Here is a 16,315-nt window from a genome sequence, read left to right as displayed (position 1 = left end):
GCGCCCAGATATTACCACTAAAGCCAATACACGGCAGCAGGAATGACACCTTGCAGCAGGTAAAAACGGTCAATAATGCAGCGAACACACCGTTATTCGGCACCCGACACAGGCCAGGGGTGAGGGGGACAAATTAAAGAAGGGCAGAAATAAAAACGACTGGCTTCCCTGGTCGGAGAGAGTACCAGGTGAACCAGTCGCTTTTCTTACGAAACGGCTTTAACCGTTACGCCAGGACCATAGTCGGGGCTTTGAACGCCAGCGGCAGTTCAGCTTCGTCTTCGAAGGTCACATATTCCCAGGCTTCCTGTTTTGCCAGGACGGCCTGCAACAGTTTGTTGTTCAGTGCATGACCGGATTTAAAGGCGGTAAATGCACCAATGATGTTGTGACCACACATGAAGAGGTCGCCGATCGCGTCCAGCATTTTGTGACGAACAAATTCATCTTCAAAACGCAGGCCGTCTTCGTTCAGTACGCGATAATCGTCAACAACGATGGCACAATCGAAGCTGCCGCCCAGGCACAGGCCGCGGGATTGCAGATATTCGATATCACGCATAAAGCCGAAGGTACGTGCTCGGCTGATCTGACGCATGAACGCATCCGCAGAGAAGTTCATCGCATAGCGCTGGGTGCTGGAGTCAATCGCCGGATGGTTAAAATCGATGGTGAAGTCCAACGAGAAACCATTGTACGGTTTGAATTCAGCCCATTTGTCGCCATCTTCGACGCGAACGGTCTCTTTAATGCGAACAAATTTCTTCGCGCAGTTCAGTTCTTCGATGCCGGCATCCAGCAACAAATAAACGAACGGAGCAGCACTCCCGTCCATGATCGGGATTTCTGGTGCATCGACTTCAACCATAATGTTGTCGATACCCAGACCCGCCAGGGCAGCGTTCAGGTGCTCTACGGTAGAAATCCGCACGTCATGCTCGTTCACCAGACAAGTACAGAGCATAGTATCACGCACAGATTTGGCATCGGCCGGAAAATCTACCGGTGGATTCAAGTCGGTGCGACGATAGATGACCCCGGTATTGGCCGGCGCAGGGCGTAACGTCAGTGTGACTTTCTTGCCGGTATGTAAACCGACACCCGTCGCCTGAACGATACGTTTAAGTGTCCTTTGTTTGATCATCGTATAATCTCGCCAAATTAACTATCCAACCGAGAGTGTATATCACTAACGGTGGGCCAGTTTAGCACAAAGAGCGCAAATCCCCAAATTCCAGCCAATTCTTAGTCAGCTTGCTTACGCAGGAACGCCGGGATATCCAGATAATCTGGCTCTTTTGCCGTTTGTGGAGTCGGGTCGTTCACCACTTTCGCAGCGGGTTTTTGCTCCTGAGTCAGAGGCGCCATACCGTGTTGCTGGTAACGATCCATAACCGGCTGCTGAGTCTGTTTGTTGGTCACCAGGGTGATCTCAGGACGCTTGTCCATACCGATACCGGTGGCCACAACGGTCACACGCAGTTCGTCGTTCATTTCCGGATCAAGGGACGTACCGATAACGACGGTCGCGTTGTCAGAGGCGAACGCACGGATGGTGTTACCCACGGTTTCGAACTCATCCAGACGCAGGTCAAAGCCAGCGGTAATGTTGACCAGCACGCCGCGCGCACCAGACAGATCGATATCTTCCAGCAGTGGAGAAGAGATCGCCATTTCAGCGGCTTCTTCCGCACGGTCTTCGCCGCTCGCCACGCCAGAGCCCATCATCGCGTAGCCCATCTCGGACATCACGGTGCGAACGTCTGCAAAGTCAACGTTCATAAGACCTGGACGGGTAATCAGTTCAGCAATACCCTGAACCGCGCCTTTCAGCACGTCGTTTGCCGCGCCAAAGGCGTCCAGCAGAGAGATACCGCGACCCAGCACTTTCAGCAGCTTGTCGTTCGGGATGGTAATCAGAGAGTCCACGTGCTTGGACAGCTCGGTGATACCCTGCTCCGCGAAAGCCATACGCTTCTTACCTTCAAAGTTGAAAGGCTTGGTCACGACAGCAACGGTCAGAATACCTAAATCTTTAGCGACTTCCGCCACAACGGGTGCTGCACCGGTACCTGTACCGCCGCCCATACCCGCTGCGATGAAGACCATGTCTGCACCGTCCAGTGCAGCGCGCAGCGCTTCACGATCTTCTTCTGCCGCGTTGCGGCCCACTTCCGGGTTAGCCCCTGCTCCCAGACCTTTGGTGATGCCACCACCGATCTGAATCGTCTGGCCAACAGCCGTTTTACGCAGCGCCTGCGCATCGGTGTTCACCGCGAAGAATTCAACACCTTCGATGCGCTCGCGCACCATGTGCTCTACGGCATTACCGCCGCCGCCACCGACGCCGATGACTTTAATCACCGCGTCGTTGGTTAATTCCATAGGTTCAAACATAATCTCTCTCTCCGTTGTGCCTGTCGCCCGAGACCGCTAATTCTCTCCGGTCTCTTAAAAAAATTAAAACTCTTTTCGCAACCAGGTGTTAAGTCGTTTGACCCAAGACCCCACCGAGACGCGTTTTTCCACTTCTGCTTCACCACTCAAATGGGATTCTTTCCCGTAGTGCAGCAGGCCCACGGCCGTTGAGTAATACGGCTCCTGAGCGTAATCCGTTAAACCGGTAATATTCAGCGGCGCACCAATACGCACCTGCGTATGGAAAACGCGCTGAGCGCAGGCCGCAAGACCTTCAATTTGCGCTGCCCCGCCGGTTAATACAATCCCCGCCGCGAGATGATGTTTCACACCCTGCTGGCGAAGCTGTTCCTGTAACTGCAAAATCTCTTCGTTGACCAGGTTGAGCAGCTCGGTATAACGCGGCTCAATCACCTCTGCCAGCGTCTGGCGTTGCAGGCTGCGCGGCGGTCGCCCGCCTACGCTCGGCACTTCAACGCTCTCGTCTTTGCCGACGATAGAGCCCAGCGCGCAACCATGGCGCACTTTAATCGCCTCTGCATCGCTCGGTGGCGTACCAAAGGCGTAAGCGATATCGCTGGTCACCACATTCCCGGCGTACGGGATCACTTTGGTGTGGCGTAACGCACCGCCGGTATAGACGGCCATGTCCATTGTACCACCACCAATATCGACCACACAGACGCCCAGTTCACGTTCGTCTTCGGTCAGCACGGAATAGCTCGCGGCAAGACCGGCGAAAATGAGTTGGTCAACTTTCAGGCCACAACGTTCAACGGCTTTTACAATGTTCTTCGCCATATCGTTGTGACATGTGATCAGGTGCACCTTTGCCTGCATACGCACGCCCGACAGACCGACCGGATTCTTGATGCCTTCCTGGTAGTCGATCGCGTATTCCTGCGGGATCACATGCAGCACACGGTGCTCGTCGCGAACACGCACGGATTTCGCCGTGTGGACAACGTTCTCAACGTCTTCCTGCGTCACCTCTTCTTCAGAAATCGGCACCATACCGATTTCATTCTGGCAGCTGATGTGCTTACCAGACAGGGCCAGATAGACAGAGGAAATCTGGCAATCTGCCATCAATTCAGCCTGGTCGATGGCGCGCTGAACGCATTTCACCACCGACTCAAGGTCGTTTACCCCACCTTTATCCATACCACGGGAGGGGCAGCTGCCCACGCCAATGATATTGACCATACCGTCGGGCAGAACTTCCCCTACCAAAGCGGCAACCTTCGCGGTGCCAATCTCCAGTCCTACTACCAATTTTCTGTCCGTCGACTTGATCATTGTTGTTCTGCCTGTACCTGTGCCTGATTTTGTTGCTGATTAGGTTCCTCGACCGGAGCCGGCTCCCAACCGACTGCTGCGCCTGAGTCATAGCGCAAATCAACGTAGCTTATCCGTTTGCCATCCGTCTGCGCCTGCTGCTGTAAAACCGGGTAAAGTTCTACAAAACGCGCCAGACGTTTCATTGTGTCGCCGCGGCCAAGATTGAGCTTAATGCCATTCGTTAAGGTCAACTGCCAGGAACGGCGCGCCGTCATCGCAGCATCTTTTAACGTAAAGCGATCCTTAGCCAGCACCTGCCCCATCTCACGAAAACCCTGCAATACTTCGTTTTCGCTGCCTTCCGGGCCATACAACATCGGTAAATTCTGCTTGTTGACACGATCGCTCGGGACGCTGAACGAATTTCCGTCTACGTCAACCATATGCTGATCATTCCAACGCGCAATCGGCACATATTCAACCAGATGAATCTTCAATTCATCAGGCCATTGTTTTCTGACACTCGCCTGTTTTATCCACGGCAGACGTTCAATCTGACTCTGGATAATGTTGACGTCCTGCGTCATAAAGGTGCCAGGCGACCCAAGCGCCAGAATCGACTGGCGAATGTCATCGTTACGCGTGTAGTGTCGCTCCCCGGTCACCACCAGCTTCGACAGCGGCAACCGCTGCGCGTCTTCCATCCAGCCCAGCACCATCCAGCCGCTGATAAACACGGTGCACAGCACCCCGAGCAGGAAGATGATCCCTGCAAGACGCGTTCCATTACTCCGGCGCGAAGAGGAATATTCTTCTTCGTCATCGCGGTTGCGCGTGTTCAATGCAGCCTGAGACATATCAGCCCGCCTGGTCCAGAATACGTACGACTAACTGCGAGAAGCTCATTCCCGCCTGACGCGCCGCCATCGGCACAAGGCTATGGCTGGTCATACCCGGAGACGTGTTTGCTTCCAGCAGATAAAATTGCCCGTCACCGTCAAGCATCACGTCAATGCGTCCCCAGCCACGACATCCCAGCACATTCCAGGCTTTAAGCACTAGAGACTGTAATTCGGCCTCACGCTCTGCTTCAAGACCCGCTGGGCAGAAATATTGCGTCTCATCAGAGAGATACTTCGCCTCATAATCATAGAAGACTCCGGCGGGTTGGATGCGAATTGACGGTAAAATTTCTTCGCCAAGCATCGCGACGGTAAATTCCGGCCCGCTAAGCCATTTTTCAATCAGAACTTCTTCATCATGTTGAAATGCCAGTGCTAAAGCGTCAGCCAAATCTACAGCTTTATCGACTTTAGACATTCCCACGCTCGACCCTTCACGGCTCGGCTTCACAATAACCGGTAAGCCCAGTGCCGCAATGCGTGTATTAACGCTGTCCGACAGACCCATTTCATATTCACGACGCGTCAGTGCAACCCATGGCGCAACGGGCAGACCCGCCCCCTGCCACAGCAGTTTGCTGCGCAGTTTATCCATGGAGATGGCGGATGCCATCACGCCGCTGCCGGTGTACGGCATGCCGATCAGCTCCAGCAGCCCCTGCAACGTGCCGTCTTCACCGCCGCGACCGTGCAACGCGATAAAGGCTTTATCGAAGCCCATCGCTTTCAGCTGCGTGACGTCCACCTCTTTCGGATCAACCGGATGCGCGTCCACGCCACCTTCACGCAGGCCCGCCAGCACGGCAGCGCCCGAATTCAGAGAAACCTCGCGTTCGGCGGAAGTGCCGCCAAACAGGACAGCAATCTTATCAGCCATGACGCTCGTCCTCCTGAGTTTGCGGCTTCAGTTTGATTTCAGCTAAGGTACGGGCGATTTTGCCGATATTTCCCGCGCCCTGAATCAGGATCAGATCGTTACCCGTCAGGACCGGGGCAAGCATTTCAGCCACCTGAGCCGGGTCGGGAACCAGAATAGGATCCACTTTACCGCGTCCACGGATGGTACGACATAAAGAACGACTGTCCGCACCCGGAATCGGAGTTTCACCCGCTGCATAAACATCCAGCATCAGCAGGGTATCGACCTGCGAAAGGACGTTGGCAAAATCGTCATACAGATCGCGAGTACGCGTGTAACGGTGCGGCTGGAAGATCATGACCAGATTCTTTTCCGGCCAACCCGCGCGTGCCGCTTTGATGGTTGCGTCCACTTCCGTCGGATGGTGACCGTAGTCGTCTACCAGCATCGCAGAACCTGGCTTACCGTTTACCGGCTCCAGCGGGAATTCACCGAGGAAGTCGAAGCGACGGCCCGTCCCCTGGAAGCTTTCCAGTGCGCGCAGGATCGCTTCATCGTCAATGCCTTCTTCTGTCGCAACAGCCACCGCCGCTGCCGCATTCAGGGCGTTGTGACGTCCCGGAGCGTTCAGGGTGACATGCAGCAGGTCTTTATCCTGACGCGCGAGGGTGAAATGCCCCTGCGCACCGATCTGCTTGTAATCTTCTACGCGTACATCCGCGTCTTCGCTGAAGCCGTAGGTCGTAATTTGACGCCCGACGCGCGGCAGCAGCTCGCGAATAACCGGATCGTCCACGCACATCACCGCACGGCCATAGAACGGCAGGTTGTGCAGGAAGTTAATAAAGGTCTGCTTTAAGTTCTCGAAGTCGCCCTGGTAAGTGTCCATATGGTCAGCTTCGATGTTGGTGACGATCGCCACCATCGGCTGTAGATGCAGGAACGACGCATCGCTCTCATCCGCTTCCGCAATCAGATAACGGCTGTGGCCCAGACGCGCATGCACGCCAGCGGCTTTCACCAGACCACCGTTAACGAACGTCGGGTCGAGACCCGCTTCCGCATAAATGCTGGAGACCATCGCTGTTGTGGTGGTTTTACCGTGCGTACCGGCCACCGCAATGCCGTGACGGAAACGCATCAGTTCCGCCAGCATTTCCGCGCGACGGATCACCGGGATGCGCGCCTCATGCGCCGCAACGATTTCCGGGTTATCCGCGGAGATAGCGCTGGACACCACAACCACGCTCGCATCGCTCACGTTTTCCGGGCGATGATTGAAATAGATAGTCGCCCCCAGCGACGCCAGCTGCTGCGTAACAGGGTTTGGCGCCAGGTCAGACCCGCTGATCTGATAGCCTTCGTTAGCTAACACTTCGGCAATACCGCCCATGCCAGCACCACCGATGCCGACAAAGTGAATGTGCCGGACGCGACGCATCTCGGGCACGATAGAACGCAGTTTTGCCAGTTGTTGTGTATTCATTCTCTAAACGCCATCGACTACTTCAAAAAAATCGTGCAGCGCAACACGCACTGCGAGAATTATGCCTGGGCTGCCAGGCTCACTTCTTTTGCCACCCGTTCCGTTGCATCCGGGATAGCGGTCGCGCGTGCGCGTTGCGCCATCTCCAGTAATACATCCCGGTTCCAGCCCGCCAGGGTAGTGGCGACCGCATCAGCGGTAAATTGTGGCTGCTCAAAAATCTTCGCTGCGCCCGCTTTCTCAAGCGGCAGCGCATTCCAGTACTGCTGTCGGTCTTTGTGCTGGAACGGCACAAACAGCGCCGGTAAACCGGCGGCGGCGATTTCGCTCACCGTCAGCGCGCCCGAGCGACAGACCACAACATCGGCCCAGGCATAGGCTGCGGCCATATCATCAATAAATTCAGTCACTTTATGCTGCGGCTGACCTTCCTGCACGTAGGCCTGCTCAACGGTCTGCTGAGCGCCCTTCCCGCTCTGGTGCCAGATGGTCACCGCATCACCCAGTTTTGCCGCAACCTGCGGCATCGTCTGGTTTAAAATACGTGCGCCCTGGGAACCGCCGACGACCAGCACGCGCACCGGCCCTTCGCGACCCGCCAGACGCGTATCTGGCAGCGGCAGCGCCAGCACGTCCACACGTACCGGATTCCCTACGACATCCGCTTTCGGGAATGCCCCGGGGAAGGCCTGCATAACTTTGGTGGCGATTTTTGCCAGCCATTTGTTGGTCAACCCGGCAATACCGTTCTGCTCATGCAGAACAACGGGGATGCCCAGTGACCACGCCGCCAGTCCGCCCGGACCGGAAACGTAACCGCCCATGCCCAGAACGACGTCAGGCTTAAAACGCTTCATAATGGCGCGCGCCTGACGCCAGGCATTGAAAATGCGCACCGGCGCCAGCAGCTGCGCCTTGATCCCTTTGCCACGAAGGCCAGAAATACGAATAAAGTCGATCTCGATACCGTGTTTAGGTACCAGATCGGCTTCCATGCGGTCTGCGGTTCCCAGCCAGCGTACCTGCCAGCCCTGTTCCATTAAATGGTGCGCAACCGCCAGTCCCGGGAACACGTGTCCACCGGTACCGCCTGCCATCACCATTAACCGCTTCGGTTGATTCATCGTGAACCTCGTGTAAACGCCTGAGCTTTCTCCAGACGCGTTTCATAATCTATGCGTAACAAAAACATGATGGCCGTCGACATGATCAACAGACTCGAACCACCATAACTGATCAACGGCAACGTCAGACCTTTGGTCGGCAGCATACCCGCTGCCGCCCCAACGTTTACCAGCGCCTGGAAGCTAAACCAGATACCAATTGAGCAGGCCAGGAAACCGGAGAAGCGGTGATCGATCTCCAGCGCTTTCCGGCCAATCGACATGGCGCGGAAAGCGACGAAGAATACCATTAATAGCGCCAATACCACACCGATATAACCCAGTTCTTCCCCAATAATGGAGAAGATGAAGTCGGTGTGCGCCTCCGGTAAATACTCCAGTTTTTGTACCGAGTTGCCCAGGCCTTGACCCCAGACTTCGCCGCGGCCAAACGCCATCAGCGACTGCGTCAGCTGGTAACCGCTGCCGAACGGATCTTCCCATGGGTTCCAGAACGAGGTCACACGGCGGATACGGTAGGGTTCGGCGAGGATCAGCAGCACCACCGCCGAAATCCCCATCCCGATGATGGCAATGAACTGCCACAGTTTTGCGCCCGCCAGGAACAGCATCGCCAGCGTAGTGACAAACAGTACGACTACCGTACCGAGGTCGGGCTGCGCCAGCAGCAGGATCGCGAGGACCAGAATCACGCCCATCGGTTTTAAGAAGCCACGAAGGTTGTTACGAACTTCGTCAACTTTACGCACCAGGTAGTTAGCCAGGTAGCAGAACAACGACAGTTTGGTGAACTCCGCGGGCTGGATACGCAGTGGCCCAAAGGCAATCCAGCGTGATGCCCCGTTAACGGAGCTCCCGACAACCAGAACGATCAACAGCATGATGATTGAGGCGATGAGCATGGCTGTACTGTGCCGCTGCCAGAACGACATCGGCAGGCGTAAGGTGATCATTGCCAGGCAGAACGCGAGAATGATGTACAGCCCGTCACGCTTGGCAAACAGGAACGGGTCGTTTGCCAGACGCTGTCCGACAGGCATTGACGCCGAGGTGACCATAATAAAGCCGATCGCCGCCAGCCCCAGCGTGAGCCAGAACAGCGTGCGGTCGTACATGATCAGGCTGTCGGAATCTTTATCCCGGGAAGCCATCACCCAGCCTTTCAGCGCCGTAAACAGCCATACCAGGATACCAAATCCTGGCAGGCGCGGCATTTTCAGGCGAGGGAGAGATAAACGCATCAGCCTAACTCCTTCGCCAGGCGGGTAAAGACATCACCCCGCTGTTCGAAACTCTTGAATTGATCGAGGCTGGCACAGGCTGGTGAGAGCAGTACCATATCGCCGGGCTTCACGCGTGGGGCGATGAGGCGCATCGCCTGCTCCATGGTCTCGGTTTGCTTGGCGACTTCAGGACGCAACGCTGCCAGCTCGCTGCCATCGCGGCCAAAGCAATACAGGCGCACGTTATCACCGTTGAGGTACTGCTTCAGCGAGGAGAAGTCAGCCGATTTACCGTCGCCGCCCAGCAGCAGGTATAGCGTGCCATCAACGTGCAAACCGTTCAGTGCCGCCTCGGTGCTACCCACGTTGGTCGCTTTGGAATCATTAATCCAGCGTACGCCGTTGTGCTCCAGCGCCAGCTGGAAGCGGTGCGCCAGACCGGTAAAGGTGGTGAGCGCCTTCAGGCTTGAAGATCGCGGCAGGCCAACGGCATCCGCCAGCGCCAGCGCCGCCAGAGCATTGGTGTAGTTATGCTGGCCGGAGAGCATCATCTCTTTCACGTTCAGCACTTTCTCACCTTTCACGCGTAGCCAGGTTTCGCCCTGCTGGCGATTAAGGTGATAGTCACCCATGTTAATACCGAAGCTAATGCAGCGTTCGTCTGCGCCGCGCACCGGCATGGTGAGTGCATCATCGGCATTCACTACGCAAACTTTGGCATTTTCATAAACGCGCAGTTTGGCCGCACGGTACTGCTGCAAGCCGAACGGGTATCTGTCCATATGATCTTCGGTGACGTTTAGGATCGTCGCCGCCGCCGCATGCAGGCTTGAAGTGGTTTCCAGCTGGAAGCTGGAAAGCTCAAGGACGAACAGCTCACACCCTTTATCAAGCAGCATCAGAGCGGGCAGACCAATGTTACCGCCCACGCCGACATTTTTGCCCGCCGCCTTCGCCATTTCCCCCACCAGCGTGGTGACGGTGCTTTTACCGTTTGAACCGGTAATGGCGACGATCGGGGCCTGCGCCTCCCGGCAGAACAGTTCGATATCGCCGACAATCTCAACGCCCGCATCCGCGGCGGCGCTCAGGGAAGGATGCGCCAGCGCCATACCGGGGCTGGCAACAATCAGATCGGCGGCCAGCAGCCACTCATCATTCAGACCACCCAGGTGGCGTTCAACCTGTTCCGGCAGCTTGTCCAGACCCGATGGAGAGACGCGCGTATCCATCACGCGCGGCGTCACGCCACGCGCAAGGAAAAAGTCCACGCAGGAGAGGCCGGTGAGGCCTAACCCGATGATAACGACTTTTTTGCCCTGGTAATCTGCCATGATTAACGTACCTTCAGCGTTGCCAGGCCAATCAGCACCAGCATCAGCGAAATAATCCAGAAGCGCACAATGACGCGCGGCTCCGGCCAGCCTTTCAGTTCATAGTGGTGGTGAATCGGTGCCATACGGAAGATGCGCTGACCGCGCAGCTTGAAGGAACCGACCTGCAAAATCACCGACAGCGTCTCAACCACAAACACACCGCCCATGATCACCAGCAGGAACTCCTGACGCAGCAGCACGGCGATAATGCCCAGCGCACCGCCCAGCGCCAGTGAACCGACGTCGCCCATAAAGACCTGCGCCGGATATGTGTTAAACCACAGGAAGCCCAGCCCCGCCCCGACAATCGCCGTACAGACGATCACCAGCTCACCCGCATGTCGCAGGTACGGGATGTGCAGGTAGTTTGCAAAGTTCATGTTACCGGTCGCCCACGCCACCAGCGCGAAACCGCCCGCGACAAACACGGTTGGCATGATGGCCAGGCCGTCCAGACCATCGGTCAGGTTGACGGCGTTGCCGGTGCCGACGATCACAAAGTAAGCCAGCAGAATGTAGAACAGCCCCAGCTGCGGCATCACGTCTTTGAAGAACGGCACCACCAGCTCGGTGGCCGGGGTGTCTTTTCCTGCCAGGTAAAGCGCGAAGGCCACGCCCAGCGCAATCACCGACATCCAGAAATACTTCCAACGGGCGATCAACCCTTTAGTGTCTTTGCGCACGACTTTGCGGTAGTCATCAACAAAACCGATGATCCCGTAGCCAACCAGCACGGTCAGCACGCACCAGACATAGGGGTTAGACGGATAGGCCCACAGCAGAACGGACACCACAATCGCGGTCAGGATCATGATCCCGCCCATGGTCGGCGTACCGCGCTTGCTGAAGTGCGATTCCGGACCATCGTTGCGTACAACCTGGCCGAAAGAGAGTTTTTGCAGACGGGCAATCATGCGCGGGCCCATCCACAGCGAGATGAACAGCGCAGTCAGCAGGCTGACGATGGCGCGAAACGTCAGATAGGAAAAGACGTTAAAGCCTGAGTAATATTTGACCAAATGTTCGGCCAGCCAAACTAACATGTCCCGTTCTCCTGTAATGCGTGCACAACCTCTTCCATGGCGGCACTACGTGAACCTTTAACTAAAACAGTCACAATCTGTTTTTCTGTAATCAATGCCTTCAGGCGTTCGATCAGTGCAGATTTATCGGCAAAATGTTCGCCAACTTCACTGGCATCGGAAATGGCCTTGCTCAGCGTGCCTGCGCTCAATACGCGGTCAAGCCCGGCGGCTTTCGCCGCTTCACCCACCTGAACATGGCAGGCTTCGCTTTCATCACCCAGCTCGGCCATATCGCCCACAACCATCACGCGATAGCCCGGCATCTCAGACAAGACCTGCACGGCCGCCGTCATGGAGCCGACGTTAGCGTTGTAGGAGTCATCCAGCAGAAGTTTGTTTTCAGCCAGCTGGATCGGGAAAAGACGCCCCGGCACGGCTTTTAAATTTGCCAGACCTGCTTTGATCGCCGCGTGTGAGGCACCTACCGCCATTGAGAGCGCTGTCGCAGCAAGCGCATTGGCAATGTTATGACGACCGGGCAGGGGCAGCAGCACCTCGATGTCGCCCGTTGGGGTCGTGAGGGTGAACTCGGTGCCGTGTGACGTCACATGAATGTTGGTCGCCGAAAAATCACTGTTTGCCGCATTCGGTGAGAAGCGCCAGGTTTTGCGTGAACCAATGATGCTCTGCCAGTTCAGCCAGTCGTTGTTATCGGCGTTCATAATGGCGATGCCGTCATCCGGCAGGCCGGTATAAATTTCACCTTTCGCTTTCGCCACACCGGCCAGCGAACCAAAACCTTCAAGATGTGCCGCCGCCAGGTTATTCACCAGCGCCGCTTCCGGACGCGTCAGGCTCACGGTCCAGGCGATTTCGCCCTGATGGTTAGCCCCTAACTCAATCACCGCATATTCATGCTCGTGGGTCAGGCGCAGCAGCGTCATCGGTACACCGATGTCATTATTAAGGTTGCCCGCCGTATAAAGCGTGTTACCGCACTGGCTAAGGATCGCCGCCGTCATCTCTTTAACGGAGGTTTTACCCGACGAGCCCGTCAGCGCCACGACGCGTGTTGGCACCTGCTGGCGAACCCATGCCGCCAGCTCGCCAAACGCCAGGCGCGTATCTTTCACCACAATCTGCGGCAAATCGATATCGAGCTTACGGCTGACCAGCAGCGCGCCCGCGCCGTTATCTTTAGCCTGTTGCGCAAAATCGTGGGCGTCAAAACGCTCGCCCTTCAGCGCCACAAACAGGCAGCCCGCCGTCACCTTACGGGTGTCGGTGGTCACAGCCTCAATGGTTAGATCCTGACCATGCAGCATCCCCTGCAATACCGCAGCGGCCTGGCTTAACGTAATGCTAATCATGCCACCACTCCCAGCAGACGCGCTGCCGTCACGCGGTCGGAGTAATCCAGACGACGATTGCCGACGATCTGATAATCTTCATGACCTTTACCGGCCAGCAGAACCACATCGTTCTCCTGCGCCTGCATAATGGCGTTAGTCACGGCCTCCGCACGGCCTTCGACCACGCGCGCACGACCCGCATCCAGCATGCCCGCCAGAATGTCATTGATAATGGCCCGCGGCTCTTCGGTACGCGGGTTGTCATCGGTTACCACGGGAATATCCGCGAACTGCTCAGCTATGGCGCCCATCAGCGGACGTTTGCCCTTGTCGCGATCGCCACCGCAGCCAAACACGCACCAGAGCTTGCCTGCGCAGTGCAGACGCGCCGCTTCCAGCGCTTTTTCCAGCGCATCCGGCGTGTGTGCGTAATCCACGACCACCGTCGGCTTGCCCGGCGCGCTGAACACTTCCATGCGGCCACAGACCGGTTGCAAACGCTCAGACGTTTTCAGCAGATCCGCCATCGGGTAGCCCAGCGCCAGCAGCGTCGCCAGCGCCAGCAGCAGGTTACTGACGTTAAAGGCCCCCATCAGGCGGCTTTCAATTTCACCTTCGCCCCAGGTGGAAGCGAAGCGGATCGTCGCCCCACTATCGTGGTAGTTCACCTCGACCGCCTTCAGCCAGCGGCCGCGGCAGTTCGGATTAATGCGATCTTCCATCGACACCGCCACCGCATCCGGCAGTTTTTCCAGCCAGCGGCGACCGACTTCGTCGTCGGCGTTAATGATCGCCTGCCCGTGGTGGTGAGTGGAATAAAGCAGCCATTTCGCCGCTTCGTAGTGCTCCATATCACCATGATAATCAAGGTGATCGCGGCTCAGGTTAGTAAAGACAGAGGCAGCAAATTTCAGGGCCGCCACGCGATGTTGTACCAGACCATGGGAAGAGACTTCCATCGCAGCGAAGGTCGCCCCCTGCTCAGCGAGGCCCGCCAGCACACGCTGCACGTCAACCGCCGAGCCTGTAGTGTTTTCCGTCGGGCTTACTTTGCCCAGAAGACCGTTCCCCACCGTGCCCATGACGGCACCGGTTTCGCCCAGCAGCTGTGCCCACTGCGCCATCAGCTGAGTGGTGGTGGTTTTTCCGTTGGTTCCTGTCACGCCAACCAGCTTTAACTGGTCGGAAGGTTCGTTGTAAAAACGTCCTGCCAGCGCGGAGAGACGCTCATTCAGCTGGCTGAGATAGATGACCGGCACGCCGTGCATTTCACGGATCTCACCGTCTGTTGCCTCATCTTTGGCCTCAGCAATAATGGCAGCAACACCTTGCGCAATCGCCTGCGGGATATAACGACGCCCGTCCGCCTGATGACCCACTACTGCCACAAAAAGATCGCCAGAAGCCGCTACGCGGCTGTCCAGTACCATCTCTCGCAGTGCTCGCGCAGGTAGCATAGGCACCCACGGAGCAAGAAGGTCGCGCAAATTACGATCTGCCACCTGTTCCCTCGCCTTGATTAATTACAAATTCACTTTTTTCGCCCGTCGCCAGCGCATCCGGTTCAATGTTCATGGTGCGCAACACGCCGCCCATAATAGCCCCGAACACAGGCGCGGAGACGGCGCCGCCGTAGTATTTACCCGCCTGCGGATCGTTGATGACGACCACCAGCGCAAAACGCGGATTGCTTGCAGGCGCTACGCCTGCGGTATAGGCAATGTATTTGTTGATATAGCGGCCGTCCGGCCCCACTTTTTTCGCTGTACCGGTTTTAATGGCGATACGATAGCCCTTAATTGCGGCCTTCACGCCGCCACCGCCAGGTAACGCGACGCTTTCCATCATATGCACGACGGTACGAACGATAGATTCCGGGAAAACACGTTCCCCCGGAACCGGTGGATCAACTTTGGTGATCGACAGCGGACGATAAATGCCATAGCTGCCAATCGTTGCGTAGACTCGCGCTAACTGTAAGGGAGTTACCATTAGCCCGTAGCCGAAAGAGAAGGTGGCCCTCTCTATGTCAGACCACCGTTGTTTTTGAGGATATAAGCCACTGCGTTCTCCGACCAACCCCAAATTGGTCGCCTTTCCCAGCCCAAAACGTGAGTAAGTATCTACTAACGCTGAGGACGGCATCGCTAACGCCAGTTTTGACACACCGACGTTACTCGACTTCTGTAAGACCCCGGTCAGGGTCAGTTCGCTGTAACGTGCCACGTCTTTGATTTCGTGACCGTTAATTCGATAAGGGATCGTATTCAGAACGGTATTTTCGTTGACGATGCCTCGCTGTAGAGCCGTCATCACCACCATAGGTTTTACGGTTGAGCCGGGTTCAAACACATCGGTGATGGAGCGGTTACGCATTGCATCTTTTGCTGTACCGGCAAAATTATTCGGGTTGTATGAGGGGCTACTGGCCATCGCCAGCACTTCACCTGTCGCCACATCCACCAGCACGGCGCTGCCCGATTCCGCCTTGTTAAACGCGACGGCGTTGTTCAGCTCACGATAGACCAGCGCCTGCAAGCGTTCATCAATACTCAGGGCCAGGTTGTGCGCGGCCTGGCTGTCTGTCGAGGAAATGTCTTCAATGACGCGACCATAGCGGTCTTTACGCACGATTCGCTCGCCAGGCTGGCCGGTAAGCCACTTGTCGAAGCTTTTTTCAACGCCCTCAATCCCCTGGCTATCCACGTTGGTAAAGCCAATCAGGTGCGCGGTGACTTCGCCCGAAGGATAGTAACGGCGGGATTCTTCTCGCAGATGAATGCCCGGCAGCTTCAGTTTCTTAATGTAGTCAGCCATGTCAGGGTTCACCTGACGGGCAAGATAGATAAAGCGCCCTTTCGGGTTGGCGTTAACGCGCGACGCCAGCTGATCCAGCGGCATTTTCAACGCGTCTGACAGCGCCTTCCAGCGGTTATCAAGGGTGATCCCGCCTGCATCGTGTAACTCTTTCGGATCGGCCCAGATCGCCTTCACCGGCACGCTCACCGCCAGCGGACGGCCGGAACGATCGGTGATCATCCCACGAGAGGTAGAAACTTCCTGCACGCGCAGAGAACGCATATCACCCTGACGTACCAGCATGTCAGGCGCGATGATTTGTAGCCACGCCACGCGTCCCAGCAGGAAACCCAGCGCCAGTAAAATGCAGCCGCAAAGCAACGCAAAACGCCAACTGACAAAGTTGGCCTGTTCTTCCTGGCGTTTTGGTTTTAGCGTTTTTGCCGCTGCTTTCATGCGTCGCGTTTTCC

General features: G+C 56.5%; 13 protein-coding genes. All 13 read right to left on the bottom strand.

Going from position 1 to position 16,315, the window contains the following annotated elements:
- Nucleotides 1-226 precede the first annotated feature (226 nt).
- Nucleotides 227-1,144 (bottom strand): UDP-3-O-acyl-N-acetylglucosamine deacetylase, encoded by a 918-nt coding sequence (gene lpxC / locus LOC22_RS14505; RefSeq protein ID WP_003856337.1) that lies wholly within the window; start codon nt 1,142-1,144, stop codon nt 227-229.
- A 101-nt stretch (nt 1,145-1,245) separates the two neighbouring features.
- Nucleotides 1,246-2,397 (bottom strand): cell division protein FtsZ, encoded by a 1,152-nt coding sequence (gene ftsZ, locus LOC22_RS14500; RefSeq protein ID WP_003856338.1) that lies wholly within the window; start codon nt 2,395-2,397, stop codon nt 1,246-1,248.
- Between the two features lie 63 nt (nt 2,398-2,460).
- Entirely contained in the window at nt 2,461-3,717 is a 1,257-nt protein-coding gene (gene ftsA, locus LOC22_RS14495; RefSeq protein WP_003856340.1) for a cell division protein FtsA, read from the bottom strand.
- Nucleotides 3,714-4,556, bottom strand: a complete 843-nt coding sequence (gene ftsQ, locus LOC22_RS14490; protein ID WP_003856342.1) for a cell division protein FtsQ — start codon at nt 4,554-4,556, stop codon at nt 3,714-3,716. Before ftsQ ends, ftsA begins: the two co-directional genes overlap by 4 nt.
- Nucleotide 4,557: 1 nt before the next feature.
- The gene (locus tag LOC22_RS14485) at nt 4,558-5,478 is read right to left on the bottom strand and encodes a D-alanine--D-alanine ligase (protein ID WP_040117216.1); all 921 of its coding nucleotides are present in this window, start codon (nt 5,476-5,478) and stop codon (nt 4,558-4,560) included.
- Entirely contained in the window at nt 5,471-6,946 is a 1,476-nt protein-coding gene (gene murC / locus LOC22_RS14480) for a UDP-N-acetylmuramate--L-alanine ligase (RefSeq protein ID WP_003856345.1), read from the bottom strand. The genes LOC22_RS14485 and murC overlap by 8 nt, the downstream gene beginning before the upstream one ends.
- Before the next feature lie 59 nt (nt 6,947-7,005).
- Complete coding sequence (murG, locus tag LOC22_RS14475) at nt 7,006-8,070, bottom strand: undecaprenyldiphospho-muramoylpentapeptide beta-N-acetylglucosaminyltransferase (protein ID WP_017383783.1); 1,065 nt, start codon at nt 8,068-8,070, stop codon at nt 7,006-7,008.
- On the bottom strand, nt 8,067-9,311 hold the full coding sequence (gene ftsW, locus LOC22_RS14470; RefSeq protein WP_006810115.1) for a cell division protein FtsW: 1,245 nt from the start codon (nt 9,309-9,311) through the stop codon (nt 8,067-8,069). The genes murG and ftsW overlap by 4 nt, the downstream gene beginning before the upstream one ends.
- Complete coding sequence (murD, locus tag LOC22_RS14465; RefSeq protein WP_062938402.1) at nt 9,311-10,627, bottom strand: UDP-N-acetylmuramoyl-L-alanine--D-glutamate ligase; 1,317 nt, start codon at nt 10,625-10,627, stop codon at nt 9,311-9,313. Before murD ends, ftsW begins: the two co-directional genes overlap by 1 nt.
- Nucleotides 10,628-10,629: 2 nt before the next feature.
- Nucleotides 10,630-11,712, bottom strand: a complete 1,083-nt coding sequence (gene mraY / locus LOC22_RS14460; protein WP_003856353.1) for a phospho-N-acetylmuramoyl-pentapeptide-transferase — start codon at nt 11,710-11,712, stop codon at nt 10,630-10,632.
- A complete protein-coding gene (murF, locus tag LOC22_RS14455) occupies nt 11,706-13,064 on the bottom strand; it encodes a UDP-N-acetylmuramoyl-tripeptide--D-alanyl-D-alanine ligase (protein ID WP_017383785.1) in 1,359 nt (452 codons plus the stop codon). The genes mraY and murF overlap by 7 nt, the downstream gene beginning before the upstream one ends.
- Nucleotides 13,061-14,548, bottom strand: coding sequence for a UDP-N-acetylmuramoyl-L-alanyl-D-glutamate--2,6-diaminopimelate ligase (gene murE / locus LOC22_RS14450; protein ID WP_017383786.1), 1,488 nt, complete (start codon nt 14,546-14,548; stop codon nt 13,061-13,063). The genes murF and murE overlap by 4 nt, the downstream gene beginning before the upstream one ends.
- Nucleotides 14,535-16,301 carry a peptidoglycan glycosyltransferase FtsI gene (ftsI, locus tag LOC22_RS14445; RefSeq protein ID WP_003856361.1) on the bottom strand — a complete coding sequence of 589 codons (1,767 nt, stop codon included), beginning with the start codon at nt 16,299-16,301 and terminating at the stop codon, nt 14,535-14,537. Before ftsI ends, murE begins: the two co-directional genes overlap by 14 nt.
- Nucleotides 16,302-16,315: the final 14 nt, after the last annotated feature.

The sequence above is a fragment of the Enterobacter sp. AN-K1 genome, from assembly GCF_020971765.1.
Taxonomy (GTDB): Bacteria; Pseudomonadota; Gammaproteobacteria; order Enterobacterales; family Enterobacteriaceae; genus Enterobacter; species Enterobacter hormaechei_C.
The sequence above is the reverse complement of the archived record's forward strand: the minus strand, read 5'-3'. Positions and strand labels throughout refer to the sequence as shown.